This is a genomic window from Phenylobacterium sp. (genome assembly GCF_035539035.1).
Taxonomy (GTDB): Bacteria; Pseudomonadota; Alphaproteobacteria; order Caulobacterales; family Caulobacteraceae; genus Phenylobacterium.
Window position 1 is genome coordinate 230389 of sequence record NZ_DATLJI010000012.1, and the last position, 14350, is coordinate 244738.

12 protein-coding genes are annotated in these 14350 nt (G+C 72.1%); 7 read left to right on the plus strand and 5 right to left on the minus strand.

Features of this window, described 5'->3' with window-relative positions:
* Positions 1-4: 4 nt before the first annotated feature.
* Positions 5-565 (minus strand): hypothetical protein, encoded by a 561-nt coding sequence (locus VM685_RS06400; RefSeq protein ID WP_325459286.1) that lies wholly within the window; start codon positions 563-565, stop codon positions 5-7.
* Positions 566-679: 114 nt separating this feature from the next.
* Here VM685_RS06400 and coaBC point away from each other — a divergent pair, with 114 nt between their 5' ends.
* Complete coding sequence (gene coaBC / locus VM685_RS06405) at positions 680-1870, plus strand: bifunctional phosphopantothenoylcysteine decarboxylase/phosphopantothenate--cysteine ligase CoaBC (protein ID WP_325459287.1); 1191 nt, start codon at positions 680-682, stop codon at positions 1868-1870.
* Positions 1867-2322, plus strand: a complete 456-nt coding sequence (gene dut, locus VM685_RS06410; protein WP_325459288.1) for a dUTP diphosphatase — start codon at positions 1867-1869, stop codon at positions 2320-2322. Before coaBC ends, dut begins: the two co-directional genes overlap by 4 nt.
* Positions 2323-2346: 24 nt before the next feature.
* Here the strand turns inward: dut and dapB are convergent, their stop codons facing one another.
* Positions 2347-3123: a 4-hydroxy-tetrahydrodipicolinate reductase gene (dapB, locus tag VM685_RS06415; protein WP_325459652.1), complete on the minus strand. Its 777-nt coding sequence runs from the start codon at positions 3121-3123 to the stop codon at positions 2347-2349.
* Between the two features lie 166 nt (positions 3124-3289).
* Here dapB and VM685_RS06420 point away from each other — a divergent pair, with 166 nt between their 5' ends.
* Positions 3290-4567: a S41 family peptidase gene (locus tag VM685_RS06420; RefSeq protein ID WP_325459289.1), complete on the plus strand. Its 1278-nt coding sequence runs from the start codon at positions 3290-3292 to the stop codon at positions 4565-4567.
* Positions 4568-4577: 10 nt separating this feature from the next.
* Here VM685_RS06420 and VM685_RS06425 read toward each other — a convergent pair whose 3' ends face one another.
* Positions 4578-5189 carry a glutathione binding-like protein gene (locus VM685_RS06425; protein WP_325459290.1) on the minus strand — a complete coding sequence of 204 codons (612 nt, stop codon included), beginning with the start codon at positions 5187-5189 and terminating at the stop codon, positions 4578-4580.
* A 73-nt stretch (positions 5190-5262) separates the two neighbouring features.
* Here VM685_RS06425 and VM685_RS06430 point away from each other — a divergent pair, with 73 nt between their 5' ends.
* The 3 genes from VM685_RS06430 to VM685_RS06440 all read left to right on the plus strand — a co-directional run bounded on the left by VM685_RS06430 (position 5263) and on the right by VM685_RS06440 (position 9651).
* Positions 5263-5886, plus strand: coding sequence for a TetR/AcrR family transcriptional regulator (locus VM685_RS06430; RefSeq protein ID WP_325459291.1), 624 nt, complete (start codon positions 5263-5265; stop codon positions 5884-5886).
* A 91-nt stretch (positions 5887-5977) separates the two neighbouring features.
* Positions 5978-8266, plus strand: a complete 2289-nt coding sequence (locus VM685_RS06435) for an NADP-dependent malic enzyme (RefSeq protein WP_325459292.1) — start codon at positions 5978-5980, stop codon at positions 8264-8266.
* Between the two features lie 80 nt (positions 8267-8346).
* The gene (locus VM685_RS06440; RefSeq protein WP_325459293.1) at positions 8347-9651 is read left to right on the plus strand and encodes an Hsp70 family protein; all 1305 of its coding nucleotides are present in this window, start codon (positions 8347-8349) and stop codon (positions 9649-9651) included.
* Positions 9652-9663: 12 nt separating this feature from the next.
* On the opposite strand, the gene VM685_RS06445 is transcribed toward VM685_RS06440, so the two are convergent.
* Both VM685_RS06445 and VM685_RS06450 read right to left on the minus strand, forming a co-directional pair.
* Positions 9664-12504 carry a pitrilysin family protein gene (locus VM685_RS06445; RefSeq protein ID WP_325459294.1) on the minus strand — a complete coding sequence of 947 codons (2841 nt, stop codon included), beginning with the start codon at positions 12502-12504 and terminating at the stop codon, positions 9664-9666.
* A 75-nt stretch (positions 12505-12579) separates the two neighbouring features.
* The gene (locus VM685_RS06450; RefSeq protein ID WP_325459295.1) at positions 12580-13245 is read right to left on the minus strand and encodes a glutathione S-transferase family protein; all 666 of its coding nucleotides are present in this window, start codon (positions 13243-13245) and stop codon (positions 12580-12582) included.
* A gap of 140 nt (positions 13246-13385) precedes the next feature.
* Between VM685_RS06450 and VM685_RS06455 the strand changes: the two genes are divergently transcribed.
* Positions 13386-14348 (plus strand): LysR family transcriptional regulator, encoded by a 963-nt coding sequence (locus tag VM685_RS06455; RefSeq protein ID WP_325459296.1) that lies wholly within the window; start codon positions 13386-13388, stop codon positions 14346-14348.
* Positions 14349-14350 lie beyond the last annotated feature (2 nt).

Genomic DNA, 14350 nt, shown 5'->3' on the forward strand with positions numbered 1-14350 from the left:
CCGGTCAGGCCTCGTCGTCGCGCTCGCGGCGCTCGCGGCTGGCGGTCTGGCGGCGCGCCTCGCGGGCCTTCTGCTCTTCCCAGTAGGCCAGGCCCTCGTCGGGCTTGAACATGGTGCGCGGCGCGCCGGCCTTGCTGGCCACCGCGAAGACATTGCCCTTGGGGTCGTAGAGCAGGATGTCGCCATTGGCCCGCGTCAGCGTCTGGGTGCCGGCCGGCGGATGCTCCACGAAGGCGTGGGCCTTGCGCACGAACTGGTCGAGGTTCCGCGCGCCGAACGCCTCGCCGTTGCGCTCGAAGGCGCGGCGGGCGTTCTCCTCGGCCGAATAGCGCCGGCTCGCCGACCACATGGGCTTGCCGTCCACCAGCTTCACCGGCTCGTCGCGGCGGTCCGCCCGCGGCGTCTCCGCCCTCGACGCCGGCGGCGGCGTGGCGGTGGCCATCTGCGTGCCGGCCGCCTGTGACGGGTCGGCCACGGCGGAGGGGCCGTTGTCGCAGCCGGCCAGCAGGGCCAGAGCCGCGGAGGTCCCGAGCGCCGTCGTCAGCGCCCGCTTCAACCCAGCCATCCTCTCATCTCCTCGTAAGGTCGAGCTGGAACAAAGAATGAACACAGGTCTGCGGGTTTGTCGAGTCCCGCCGCTTGCCCTAAATCGGAGCCCTCTTTCACGGGGTGCGGGCGCTTGGCCGAGAAGCGGATTCTCCTGATCGTCGGCGGCGGCATCGCGGCCTACAAGGCGCTCGAGCTCACGCGGCTGCTCCGCAAGGCCGGCGTCGGCGTGCGGCCGATCCTCACCCAGGCGGGGGCGCAGTTCGTCACCCCCCTGTCGCTGTCGGCTTTGGCCGAGGACAAGGTCTACGGCGACCTGTTCTCGCTGACCGACGAGGCGGAGATGGGCCACATCGAGCTCTCCCGCTCCGCCGACCTGGTGGTGGTCGCCCCGGCGACGGCCGACCTGATGGCCAAGGCGGCGAACGGCCTGGCGAACGACCTCGCCTCCACCACCCTGCTGGCCACCGACAAGCCGGTGCTGATGGCGCCGGCCATGAACGTGCGCATGTGGGAGCACCCGGCGACCCGGCGGAACCTGGAGACCCTGAAGCGCGACGGCGTGCTGTTCGTCGGTCCGGACGAGGGCGCCATGGCCTGCGGCGAGTACGGGCCGGGCCGAATGGCGGAGCCGGCGGCGATCTTCGAGGCGGTCATGGCGGCCCTCGGCTCCGGCGCCCGGCCGCTCGCCGGCAAGCGGGCCATCGTCACCGCGGGGCCGACGGCCGAGCCCATCGATCCCGTGCGGCTGATCACCAACCGGTCGTCCGGCAAGCAGGGCTACGCCATCGCCGCCGCGCTCGCGGCCCTAGGCGCCGAGGTCACCCTGGTGAGCGGCCCCACCGCCCTGCCCGCCCCGGCCGGGGTGAAGCGCGTCGACGTCGAGACGGCGCGCGAGATGCTGGCCGCCTGCGAGTCGGCCCTTCCCGCCGACATCGCCGTCTGCGTGGCCGCCGTGGCCGACTGGCGGCCGGAGAGCCAGGGCGACCGGAAGATCAAGAAGGGCGATGGCGGGCCGCCGCCGATCGCGCTCGTGGAGAACCCCGACATCCTCGCCACCCTGTCGAAGGCCGCGACCCGGCCGAGGCTGGTGGTGGGCTTCGCCGCCGAGACCAACGACGTGGAGGCCCACGCCCGCGCCAAGCTCGCGAAAAAGGGCTGCGACTGGATCGTCGCCAACGACGTCAGCGTCGAAGGCACGATGGGCGGGGACGAGAACGCCGTGGCCATCGTCACCCGGGCCGGAATCGAGCGATGGGAGCGGATGGCCAAGGGCGAGGTGGCCCGCCGGCTCGCCCAGCGCATCGCCGAGGAACTCCAGTGACCCCGACCATCCCGATCGTTCGCCTGCCCCACGCCGAGGGCCTGCCGCTGCCGGCCTACGAGACCGCCCAGGCGGCGGGCATGGACCTGCGCGCCGCCGTCCCGGACGACGCGCCCCTGACTCTGAAGCCCGGCGCGCGGTTCGCCGTCCCCACCGGCCTCGCCTTCGCCCTGCCGGAGGGCTTCGAGGGCCAGGTGCGGCCGCGCTCGGGCCTGGCGGCCAAGCAGGGCGTCACCTGCCTGAACACGCCGGGCACCATCGACGCCGACTACCGCGGCGAGGTGAAGGTCATCCTGATCAACCTGGGCGAAGAGGACGTCCACATCCGCCGCGGCGACCGCATCGCCCAGCTGGTCATCGCCCCGGTCGTGCAGGGGCGCTGGCAGGAGGTCCGGAGCCTCGAAGAGACCGCCCGCGGGGCCGGCGGCTTCGGCAGCACCGGCGCCAGCTAGGGACCCGCTCCGGCGGCAGGCGCCTCAGCCGGCCGTGAAGCCCAGCACGTCCTGCATGTCGTACTGGCCGGCGGGCCGGCCGGCGACCCAACGGGCGGCGGCCACCGCGCCCCGGGCGAACAGGCTGCGGTCGCGGGCGGAGTGCGACAGGGTGAGGATCTCGTCCTCGGCGGCGAAGGTGACGCTGTGCTCGCCGACGACGCCGCCGCCGCGCGCCACGGAGAAGCCGATCTCGCCCACCGGCCGCTCGCCCGTGATCCCGTCGCGGGCGCGCCGGGCGACCTGCGCCAGGCCCACGCCCCGCCCCTCGGCGGCCGCCTCGCCCAGCATGAGCGCGGTGCCGGAGGGGGCGTCCACCTTGCGCCGATGGTGCGCCTCGAAGACCTCGATGTCCCAGGCCTCGGCCGGCAGCGCCCGGGCCGCCTGGCGCACGAGGCCCATGAGCATGTTCACGCCGAGCGAGAAGTTGCCGGCCCGGACGATGGCGATACGACGCGCCGCTCCGGCGATCTGCCGAAGCTCGTCGTCCGAAAAGCCGGTGGAGCCTACCACCAGGGCGGGGCCGCCGCGCGTCGCGCAGTGGGCGGCGAGCTCGGCCGAGGCCGCGGCGGTCGTGAAGTCGATGACCACGTCGGCGGCGGCCAGGGCCTCGTCCTGTGGGACGAGCCCCTCCCCAGTCGCGCCCGGACGGTCGAAGCGGGCGGCGAGCACGAGCGCCGGGTCGGCCTCCACGGCGGCGGCCACGGCGCGGCCCATGCGGCCGTTGGCGCCGGCGATGGCGATCCGGATCAGGCTGGTCAGGGGGAACTCTCCGGCGGGCAAGCGGGGCCGCTAGTCTCGCGACCGGCCGCCTTTGGTCAATGGCCGTGGCGACTGCGCCGGTTTTCGGCGCGTCTGCAGTCGTCTTCGACTGAAGTCGGCGTGAAGCGTGGCCTAGGTTCCCGGTGGGTGGGCGTAAGGAGCTTAGATGCGCACATATCTGCTGGCCGCGGTCGCGGCCGTCTCCATCCTGCTGGGCTCGCCCGGCCAGGCCGCCCAGCCGCGGGAGGTGGTCGGCCGCGTGGCCGACCAGATCGAAGCCAACTTCTACGATCCGACGCGCGGCGCGCAGATCGCCGCCGAGCTGAAGGCCGAGGTCGCCCGCGGCGCCTACGACCGCCACACCGCGCCGCTCGATCTCGCCGAGGTCCTGACGGCCCGGCTGCGGCCGCTCGACGGCCACTTCCAGGTGCAGTGGCAGGCGCCGCAGGGCGCCCCGGCCGGGGCCGGCGCGGCGCAGGCCGTCCTGGCCGACCCCGACGGCGACCGGCGGGCCAACTACGGCTTCCGCGCCGTCGAGGTGCTGCCGGGGAACATCGGCCTGATCGACCTGCGCTACTTCGCGGGATTCCGCAGCGAGGACGCGCCCGCCCGCGCCCGCGCCGACGCGGCCATGGCCATGATCGCCGGCGCCGACGCGGTGATCGTCGACCTGCGCGACAACGGCGGGGGCTCGCCGGCCATGGTCGGCTATCTCGCCAGCTACTTCGTCCCGAAGAACGCGGACATCTACAACACCTTCAAGAGCCGGGGCCCGGACGCCTACGAGAAGCCGCCCTTCGAGGTGCGCGGCGCCCGCGTGCTGGAGCGGCCGCTCTACGTCCTGACCAGCGCCCGCACGGGCTCCGCCGCCGAGAGCTTCGCCTACACCCTGAAGGCGGCGAAGCGGGCCGTGGTCGTCGGCGAGGCGAGCGGCGGGGCGGCCAACCCGGGCGACTTCGCCCCGGCCGGCGACGGCTTCCGGGTGTTCGTGGCCACCGGGCGGCCGGTGAACCCCATCACGAAGGCGAACTGGGAGGGGACCGGCGTCGCGCCCGACGTGACGGTCCCGGCCGGCGAGGCCCTGACCCGCGCCCGGGCCCTGGCGCTGGCCGAGATCCGCAAGTCCGCCTCCGGCGTCGCGGCCATCGAGGCGGAATGGGCGGCCGCGGCGCTCAGCCCCGCCACGGTCGAGGCCGGTGCGCTCGCGGCCTACGCCGGCGACTACGGCGCGCGCCGCGTGGCGGTGGAGGACGGCCGGCTGGTGGTCCGCAACGAGCGGCGGCCGCCGCTGGTGCTGGTCCCGCTGGCGCGCGACCTGTTCTTCGTCGAGGGCGCGGCCACCCCGCTCCGGATGCGCTTCGAGCGGGACGGCGCGGGCGGGGTCACCGGGCTCCTCCTGCTGACCCCGGAGGGCCGCACGAGCCGGTTCGCCCGATCCGGCTGACCCGCGCCGCTCACGCGGCCTGGTAGAGGGCGAACTCCTCGCCAAGCGCGCGGGCCACCGCCGGGCGGGCCCGGACGCGGTCGCGGTAGGCCACGACGTTGGGATAGGGCGCCAGGTCGAACTTCACCGCCTGGGCCCAGTTCAGCACCGCGGCCATGTAGGCGTCGGCGACCGTGAAGCTGTCCAGCAGGTACTCGCGGCCGTCGAGCTGTTCGTCGAGGTAGGCGAAGCGCTCGGCGGCGGCCTCCCGGGCCAAGGCCTTGGCGGCCTCGTCGAACTTCGGGCTGAGCAGGAGCGTGAAGACGTACTTGTGCAGCTCCGAGCCGATGAAGCTCAGCCACTGCTGCAGCCGGTAGCGCTCGAAGCCCTGCGGCGCGAGCCCGGCCTCGGGGAAGCGGTCGGCGAGGTACTGCAGGATGGCCGCGTTCTCGGTCAGCACCTCGCCCTCGTCCGTCCGCAGCGCGGGGACCAGGCCCTTGGGATTGATCCGGCGGTAGTCGGCGCCGTCGGCCGTGCGGCCGGCCTTGGTGTCCACGCGGTGGAAGGCGGCGTCGGCGCCGGCCTCGTAGACCACGATGCGGCTGGCCAGAGAGCAGGCGAGGGGCGAGAAATAGAGGTCCATGGGGGGAAGCTCCCGTCGGTTGATATTCATACCGTTCCGCACAAAACCGGGACGGTCAAGGATTGTTTGCGAATTGGTACAGAAAGAAGAGCTGAAGCGGCCCCGCGGCCGGCCCCGCAGCTTCGATCCCGACGCGGCGCTCGACCAGGCGCGGGCGGTGTTCTGGAACCTGGGCTATGCGGCGACGTCGCTGGACGACATCGCCAAGGCGACCGGCCTGAACCGGCCGAGCCTCTACGGCGCCTTCGGCGACAAGCACGCGCTCTACATGGCCGCCCTGCAGCGCACCGCCGACCAGTCCGTGGCCGCGATCACCCGCGGCCTGGCCGCCGAGGGGCCGCTGCGGCAGGTCCTGGCCGCCTTCTACGCCGCCGCGATCGCGGTCTACCGGGCCGGGGACGCGGGCCCCCGCGGCTGTTTCGTCGTCGGCACGGCGGTGACCCAGGCCGTGGACGACGCCGAGGTCCGGGCCCTGCTCAGCCGCTACCTCGCCGACTGCGACGCCCTGTTCGCCGCCCGGTTCGAGACGGCCAGGACGGCCGGCGACTTCCCCGCCGGGCTCGACCCCGCCGCCGCGGCCCCGATCGCGGCGGCGGCCATGCATACGCTCGCCATCCGGGCCCGGGCCGGCGACAGCCCCGAGGCCCTCGAGGCCGTCGGCGAGGCGGCCGTGGCGATGATCTGCGGCCCCACCTAGGCGCCTGCCGCTACGGCAAAGGTTGTTTGTGGGATTTCGGGTGGGTAGGTTGCGCGCCCTCTTACCCCCGCCTCAGGACACCTCGCCGGCCATGAGCGACGACAGACGCACCTTCACGGACGAGGAGGCGCTGAGCTTCCACCGCGAGCCCCGGCCCGGGAAGATCGCCATCGCGGCCACCAAGCCGATGGCGACGCAGCGCGACCTCTCCCTCGCCTATTCGCCCGGCGTCGCCGTGCCGGTGCTGAAGATCGCCGAGGATCCGGAGAGCGCCTACGACTACACGTCCAAGGGCAACCTGGTGGCGGTGATCTCCAACGGCACCGCCATCCTGGGCCTGGGCAACCTCGGCGCGCTGGCGTCCAAGCCGGTGATGGAAGGCAAGGGCGTCCTCTTCAAGCGCTTCGCCGACGTCGACGCCATCGACATCGAGGTCTCGGCCACCGACCCGGACGAGATCATCACCGTGGTGAAGAACATCGGGGTCACCTTCGGCGGCATCAACCTCGAGGACATCAAGAGCCCCGAGTGCTTCCGGATCGAGACCGAGCTGCAGGAGCTGCTCGACATCCCGGTCTTCCACGACGACCAGCACGGCACGGCGATCATCACCGCCGCGGGCCTGATCAACGCCTGCCACATCACCGGCCGCGACATCGCCGACGTGAAGGTGGTGCTGAACGGCCCGGGCGCGGCGGGGATCGCGACCCTGGAGCTGATCAAGTCCATGGGCGTGCGGCACGAGAACGTTCTGGCCGTGGACTCCAAGGGCGTGCTCTGGCGCGGCCGGACCGACGGCATGAACCAGTGGAAGAGCGCGCACGCGGTCGACACCGACAAGCGCACCCTCGCCGAGGCGCTCCAGGGCGCCGACGTGTTCATCGGGCTGTCCACCAAGGGCGCGCTGGACGGCGAACTGGTGAAGACCATGGCGCCGAAGCCGATTATCTTCGCCATGGCCAATCCGGACCCGGAGATCACGCCGGAGGAGGTCTACAAGGTCCGCCCCGACGCCATCGTCGCCACCGGCCGGTCGGACTATCCCAACCAGGTCAACAACGTCCTGGGCTTCCCCTACATCTTCCGCGGCGCGCTCGACGTGCGGGCCCGCCGGGTGAACATGGAGATGAAGATCGCCTGCGCGAACGCGCTGGCCCAGCTCGCTCGGGAGGACGTCCCTGACGAGGTGGCCGCCGCCTACCACGGCACCCAGCTGAAGTTCGGGCCCGAGTACATCATCCCGACGCCCTTCGACCCGCGGCTGATCTGGTACATCCCGCCCTTCGTGGCCCAGGCGGCCATGGACACCGGCGTGGCCCGCAAGCCGATCGAGGACATGGACGCCTACCGGGCGGCGCTGGCCCAGCGGCTCGACCCCACGGCGGCCTTCCTGCAGAAGCTGCAGGGCGCGGTGCTGGCGGGGCCGAGGAAGAAGATCGTCTTCGCCGAGGGGGAGGAGCCGAGCGTGATCCGCGCCGCCTACGCCTTCCAGACCGGGGGCCTGGGCGAGGCGATCCTCGTCGGCCGCGAGGAGCTGGTGCACGAGAACATGCGGCTCGTGGGCCTCGATCCCGCCGAGGCCAAGCTATCCATCGTCAACGCCCGCTCCTCCCACTGGAACGAGGAGTTCGTCGACCACCTCTACGAACGCCTGCAGCGCGAGGGCTACCTGCGCCGCGACGTGCAGCGGCTGATCAACCAGGACCGCAACTCCTTCGCCGCCTCCATGGTCGCACTGGGCCACGCCGACGGCATGGTCACCGGCGTCACCCGCAACTTCGACCAGGCGCTGGAGGAGGTGCTGCGGGTGATCGATCCGGCCGAGGGCGGCCGGGTGATGGGCATGAGCGTGGTCCTGGCCAAGGGCCGCACCCTGTTCATCGCCGACACCAACGTCACCGAGATGCCCGAGGCCGAGGACCTCGTGGAGATCGCCATCGAGGCGGCCAACGCGGTCCGCACCCTGGGCTATACGCCGCGCGTCGCCTTCATGAGCTACTCCACCTTCGGCAATCCCATGGGCGAGCGTTCCGAGAAGGTGCGCGAGGCCGTGGCCATGCTGGACGAGTACGACGGCGTCGACTTCGAGTACGAGGGCGAGATGCCGCCGGAGATCGCCCTGGAGCCGGCCCGGCGCGGCAACTACCCCTTCATGCGGCTGTCCGGCCCGGCCAATGTGCTGATCATGCCGGCCATCCACTCGGCGGCGATCTCGACGCAGCTCCTGAAGTCGCTCGGCGGGGCGACGGTGATCGGGCCGATCCTGCTGGGCCTCGACAAGGCGGTGCAGATCACCCCGCTGTCGGCTTCCGTCTCGCGGATCCTGCACATGGCCACCGTCGCCGCCTACGACCGCGCGCTGGACGTGGACGAGGACTAGCCCGCCCTCGCTTCCGCCGGGGCGCGGGTTCTGGTACTTGGCGCGCCCCCCAACGAACAGGCGGAAGCCCGGAGCGCGCGATGACGGCCGCCCTATCGCTCGGCATCGACTTCGGCACCACCAACACGGTGGTGGCGTTGGCCGACGGCGCCGGCCCCGCCCACCTGGTGAGGTTCCCCGCGACGGAAGGCGAGCTCTTCGCCTTCCGCTCCTGCCTGTCGTTCCACGCCCCGCCCGAGCATCCCTCGGAGCGCACCGTGGAGGCCGGACCCTGGGCGATCGAAGCCTATGTGGAGGACCCGGCCGAGACCCGGTTCATCCAGTCGTTCAAGAGCTTCGCCGCCCAGGAGAGCTTCACCGAAACCCAGGTGCTGGGCCGCCGCTACCGGTTCGAGGACCTGCTCTCCACCTTCCTCCTGAAGCTGCGCGACCATGCGGGCGCGGAGATGGCGGACCTGCCGAGCCGGGTGATCGTCGGCCGGCCGGTGACCTTCGCCGGCGGGTCGCCGAACGAGGCGCTGGCGCTCGAGCGGTACGAGACCGCCTTCCGGCGCATGGGCTTCACCGAGATCCTCTACGCCTACGAGCCCGTGGGGGCGGCCTTCTTCTTCGCCCGTGAGCTGGACCACGACGCCACGGTCCTGGTGGGCGACTTCGGCGGCGGCACCAGCGACTTCTCGATCATCCGCTTCGAGCGCGAGGGCGGCGAGATCCGCTCCACCCCGCTCGGCCGCTCCGGCGTCGGCGTGGCGGGCGACGCCTTCGACTACCGGATCATCGACCAGCTGGTGTCGCCCGAGCTCGGCAAGGGCTCCAGCTACGAGAGCTTCGGCAAGATCCTGCCGATCCCCAACCGCTACTATTCGGCCTTCGCCCGCTGGGACCAGCTCGCCCTGATGCGCGCCAGCCGCGACATGCGCGAGATCCGCAAGCTGGTGCGCGAGGCCACCGAGCCCGAGAAGATCGCCCGGCTCGTGGAGACGCTCGACGAGAACTACGGCTACCGCCTCTACCGTTCGGTCTCGGACCTGAAGGTGGCGCTGTCCTCGCGGGAGAGCGCCGAGTTCCGCTTCGAGGCGGGCTCCATCGCCATCCGCCGTCCCGTTGCGCGGGCCGAGTTCGAGGGCTGGATCGCCCCCGAGCTCGCCCAGATCGAGGCCGCCGTCGACCGCGCCCTGGAGGCGGCGGGCCTGCTGCCCGAGGGGATCGACCGCATCTTCCTCACGGGGGGCTCCTCTCTCGTCCCGGCTGTGCGCGACATCTTCCACCGCCGCTTCCGCCGCGAGCGGATCGAGACCGGCGCCGAGCTGGAATCCATCGCCTCGGGCCTGGCGCTGATGGGCCGCGAGCGCGACCTTGCCCGCTGGACGCAGAAGAACTCCTGATCGTCCGGGCGGCTAGTCGCCCTTCTTCAGGCCGGCCGAGTCCAGGTCGAGCCGGTCCACCGGGATGACCTCGAGCGCGGGCAGCTTGGCCTTCAACGGTCCGGAGAAGGCCTTGGCGTCGCCGGCGACGATGACGCTGGCCTTGGCCGGGTCCAGCACGCGGCCGGCGAAGCCCTGCACCTGGGGCGCGGTCACCGCCTCGACCTTGGTCGTGTAGAGGGTGATCTCGTCCAGCGGCACGCCGTAGAGTGCGAGGTTGCCCAGGATGTCGGCCAGGCCGTCGGTGGTGGCGAGCTCGCGGCCGAAGCCGCCCACCAGCACCGACTTGCGCGCCTTCAGCTCCTCGGCCGTGGCGGGCTCGGCGGCGAGCTTGGTCAGCTCGGCCTTGATCAGGTCCAGCACCTCGGGCGCGGACTCGTTCTTGGTCTGGGCGCTGGCCGAGAAGGAACCGGTCGTGCGTCCCGTCGAGAGCCGCGCCCGGGCGCCGTACGAGAGGCCCCGCTTGATGCGGATCTCCTGGTTCAGCCGCGCCGAGTAGCCGCCGCCCAGCACCGTCGCGGCGACCATGCCCTGATAGTATTCCGGGTCGCTGCGGGCGATGGCGGGGCCGACGACTGTCACCGCCGCCTGGCCGGTGCCCGGCAGGTCGATGGCCACGGCGCGGGGCCGGACCACCGGCCGCACGGCCGGGGCGGCGGCCAGCGGAGCCGACGGCTTCGCCCAGTCGCCGAACGCCCGCTCGGCGAGCGCGAAGCCCTGTTCGGGCGTGATGGCGCCGGTCAGCACGAGGATGGCGTTGTCCGGCCGGAACCAGGCGCGGTGGATCGCCGACAGGTGCTCCGGCTTCAGCTTGCCGATCGACGCCGGCGTGCCCGTCGGGACGTGGCCGAATGGCGTGCCGCCGAACACCACCGGGGCGGCGGCGAAGCCCGCCACGCTGCCCGGCTCCTGATAGGCGACGGCCAGGCCGTCCAGCGCCTGCTGGCGCTGGCGTTCCAGCTCCTCGGCCGCGAAGGCCGGGTTGCGGGCGACGTCGGCCATGATCGCCATGGCGGCGTCCAGCTTGTCGGGCATGACGTTGAGGGTGACCGAGGATGCCTCGAGCGCCGCCCCCGAGGCGAGCGTGGCGCCCAGCGCCTCCACCTGGCTCGCCACCTGCTGCGCGGACCGGGTTTTCGTACCCTCGGTCAGCATGTTGGCGGTCATGGCGGCGGAGCCCGCCAGCCCGGCGGGATCGGCCCAGGCGCCGACCTTCACCGTCAGGTCGGCGGTGACCAACGGCAGCTCGGAGGACTGGGCGACGATGACCCGCAGCCCGTTCGGCAGGGTCCGCTCCACCGGCTTCGGCAGCACGGGCGCGACCGGTTCGGCGAGCGGCGGCGGGGCGACGCGCTGGCCCTCCGGCGCGAGCGCGAACACCGGGCCCGAGTACTTGGCGACCGTCTTCGGCGGCGCGGGCGGCGCGGGCGCGGTCTCGCCGGCCGGGCGCTCGCTCTCTGCGCGGTAGCGGATCACCATGCGGCCGTTGTCGGCCAGGTACTTGCGCGCGACCCGCTGCACGTCGGCGGCGGTCACCGCGGCGAGTTCGGCGACCTCGGTGTTGGCCTTGGCCGCATCGCCGTCCACCAGCAGGGCGTAGCCCAGGGCGAAGCCGCGGCCGTCGATGGTCTCGCGCTCGCGCAGCTTGGCCGCGATCAGCTCGTTCTTGGCCTCCGCCAGCTCGGCGGCGGTGGGCGGAGCCTCGCGCAGGCGCTTCACCTCGGCCATCAGGGCCGCCTCGCCGGCCTCCAGCGTCTTGCCGCTGGCCATGATGGCGCCGACCCCGAACATGCCGGGCTGAGCCGGCAGGTCGGCGGTGGAGAAGGCTTCCGCGGCGATCTGCTGCTCGTAGACCAGGCTGTTGTAGAGCCTCGACGACTTGCCGCCCGACAGGATGGTGTCGAGTACGGTCAGCGCCGGGGCGTCCGGATGCGAGGCGGCCGGACCCTTCCAGGTAATGGCCAGGGCCGGCAGGGGCACGTTGGGGCCATAGCCGTTGAACACGCCGGGCTGCGTCCGCGGCGGCTCCACGGCGGTGACCCGGGCGATCGGCTGGGCCGGCCGCTTCAGCGGGCCGAAGTACCTGTCGATCCAGGCGTTGAGCTTCGCCTCGTCGAAGTTGCCGACCACGATCAGGGCGGCGTTGTCCGGCCGGTAGTAAGCCTGATGGAAGGCCCGGACGTCGTCGATGGTGGCGGCGTCCAGCTCCTCGATCGAGCCGATGCCGGGCCGCTTGTAAGGGTGGGTCGTGTAGGTGGCCTGCGGCAGGTAGAGCCCGAACAGCCGGCCGTAGGGGCTGGCGAGGATCCGCTGGCGCAGCTCCTCCTTCACCACGTCGCGCTCCGACTTGAACACCGCCTCGTCGACCACGAGCGAGCCCAGCCGCTCCGCCTCGACCCAGAGCAGGCGCTCCAGGTGATTGGCCGGGACCACCTCGTAGTAGTTGGTGAAGTCGTCGTAGGTGGAGGCGTTGTTGAAGCCGCCCACGTCCTCGGTCATGCGGTCGATGCTCTCGGCCGGCAGGTTCTTCGTGGCCTTGAACATCATGTGTTCGAAGAGGTGGGCGAACCCAGAGCGGCCCTGCGGGTCGTCCTTGGAGCCCACGCCGTACCAGACCTGCACCGAGACGTTCGGCGTCGTGCGGTCGAGCGAGGTGAACACCTTCAGCCCGTTCGGCAGGGTGCGCTGCTTGTAGACGATCGGCGGCGCCTCGGTCCGCACGGCCGCCGGCGCGGCCTGGGCGAAGGCGGCGCCGGAGAGCGCGGTCGTGGCGAGGAAGAAGGCGAGGCCGGCGGCCCGGGCGGTGCGGAGCATGGAGGCTTCCCGAAAGGACGATCGGGGAACCTGTAGCACCCGCCGGGCGCCGGGGAAGCTTACGGGAATGTCATCTCAGGCCGCCGCCTTCTGGCCGGCGAGGAAGCCCACGAGTCCGCGGAAGCCGGCGAAGGTGGGTTCGAACGCCGGGCGGGTCTGCATCCGGGCGATCCAGCGGGCGATGTTCGGATAGGGGCTGAAGTCGAAGTCGGCCAGTTCGCCCAGCAGGACGAACGACAGGCCCAGGTAGTCGGCGAGGCTGATCTCGTCGCCGCAGACGAAGTCGCGGCCGGCCAGCATGTGGCGGTCGAGAACGGTGAGCCAGCGCGGCGCGTGCTCCCGGCCGTAGGCCATCAGGCCCTGGGCGAGCGCCGGGTCGAGCCCGTGCGGCACGCCCATGTTGGGGTAGCAGACGAAGAGGCAGAAATACTCGTGGAACTGGGTGTTGAACCAGTCCAGCGCCTCGTTGACCCGCGCCCGGCCCTTCAGGTCGGCGGGGTAGGCGGACGAGCCGGTCTTCTCCGCGAGGTACTTCAGGATCGCCGACGACTCGCCCAGGCCGAAGTCGCCGTCGACGAGGTAGGGCACGACGCCGTTGGGGTTCAGGGCCAGGTAGGCCGGATCCCGGTTCGCGCCGCTCATCAGGTCCACATGGACGATCTCCACGGGCAGGCCCGCCTCGGCGATGAACATCAGCACGGGCCGGGACGTGGTGGAGATCGGGTCGCAGTAGAGCTTCATCAGGGTCTTGCCTCTTCTCGTGCCGCGCCGTTTCGGCGATCGCCGGTCTGGGGGAGCGGAGGCGGGCTGATACGGGCGAAGCTTGGCCGCTGCAATCAGCGCTCTTGCAGCCCGGTTCTGCAGAACTGCAGAATGGAACGATGTTCGATTGGGACGACCTCAAGGCCTTCCTGGCCGTGGCGCGCGGCGGCTCCACCCTGGCGGCGGCCAAGGCCTTGGGCGTCAACCAGACCACCGTGGCCCGGCGCATCGAGGGCCTGGAGGCCGACCTGGGGCTACGGCTGTTCGACCGCGGCCAGACCGGCAGCCGGCTCACCGAGGCCGGCCGCGACCTGATGGCCGAGGCCGAGAAGGTGGAGCGGGCGAGCGAGACCTTCGGCGCCCGCGCCCAGGCGCACCGGCGCGGCCTGGCCGGGGCCATCCGCCTGACCGCCACCGAGATCGTCGCCAACAACAGCCTGATGCCGGCGCTCGCCGAGTTCCGGAAGCTCTATCCGGAGGTCCAGGTGGACCTGGTGATCAGCGACAAGGCGCTCGACATCCAGGGCGGCGAGGCCGACGTGGCGATCCGGTCCGGCCAGGTCCTGCCGCCCTCGGACCTCATCGCGCGCAAGCTGCACGACTACGACTTCGCCCTCTACTGCAGCCGCGACTACGCCCGGCGGCGCGGCGCCCCCGCGCGCCTGGACGACCTGAAGGACCATGATCTGATCGGCGGGGAGGCCGAGCTGGCCGACTGGGCCGGGATGGTGTGGATGTTCCGCCAGGCCGGCGGCAAGGCGCCGGCCGCGCGCTCCAACACCATGGGCAACCTGTTCCACGCCGTGCGGGCCGGCCTGGGCATCGCGCCCCTGGCCACCCTGCTGGGCGACGTCAGCCGCGAGCTGGTGCGCTGCTCGGACACCATCGCCGAGGCGGCCGGCTCCTCCTGGATCGTCACCCGCCGCGAGCTGAAGGACACGCCCCGGATGCGCGCCTTCCTGGATTTTCTAACCCCTTACTTCCAGCAGCAGATGCGCGAGCTGGAGGCCCGGGCGAAGCTCATGCGCGAGCGGGCCGCGGACAACGACGGCGACGCCGCGGAGCTGGACGCGAGCGCCTAGCC

Bases quoted from the DNA above. Each gene is read 5' to 3' on its own strand.
- VM685_RS06400 (WP_325459286.1), bottom strand. From the start codon at position 565: ATGGCTGGGTTGAAGCGGGCGCTGACGACGGCGCTCGGGACCTCCGCG.
- VM685_RS06420 (WP_325459289.1), top strand. From the start codon at position 3,290: ATGCGCACATATCTGCTGGCCGCGGTCGCGGCCGTCTCCATCCTGCTG.
- VM685_RS06425 (WP_325459290.1), bottom strand. From the start codon at position 5,189: ATGGACCTCTATTTCTCGCCCCTCGCCTGCTCTCTGGCCAGCCGCATC.
- VM685_RS06435 (WP_325459292.1), top strand. From the start codon at position 5,978: ATGAGCGACGACAGACGCACCTTCACGGACGAGGAGGCGCTGAGCTTC.
- VM685_RS06440 (WP_325459293.1), top strand. From the start codon at position 8,347: ATGACGGCCGCCCTATCGCTCGGCATCGACTTCGGCACCACCAACACG.
- VM685_RS06445 (WP_325459294.1), bottom strand. From the start codon at position 12,504: ATGCTCCGCACCGCCCGGGCCGCCGGCCTCGCCTTCTTCCTCGCCACG.
- VM685_RS06450 (WP_325459295.1), bottom strand. From the start codon at position 13,245: ATGAAGCTCTACTGCGACCCGATCTCCACCACGTCCCGGCCCGTGCTG.
- VM685_RS06455 (WP_325459296.1), top strand. From the start codon at position 13,386: ATGTTCGATTGGGACGACCTCAAGGCCTTCCTGGCCGTGGCGCGCGGC.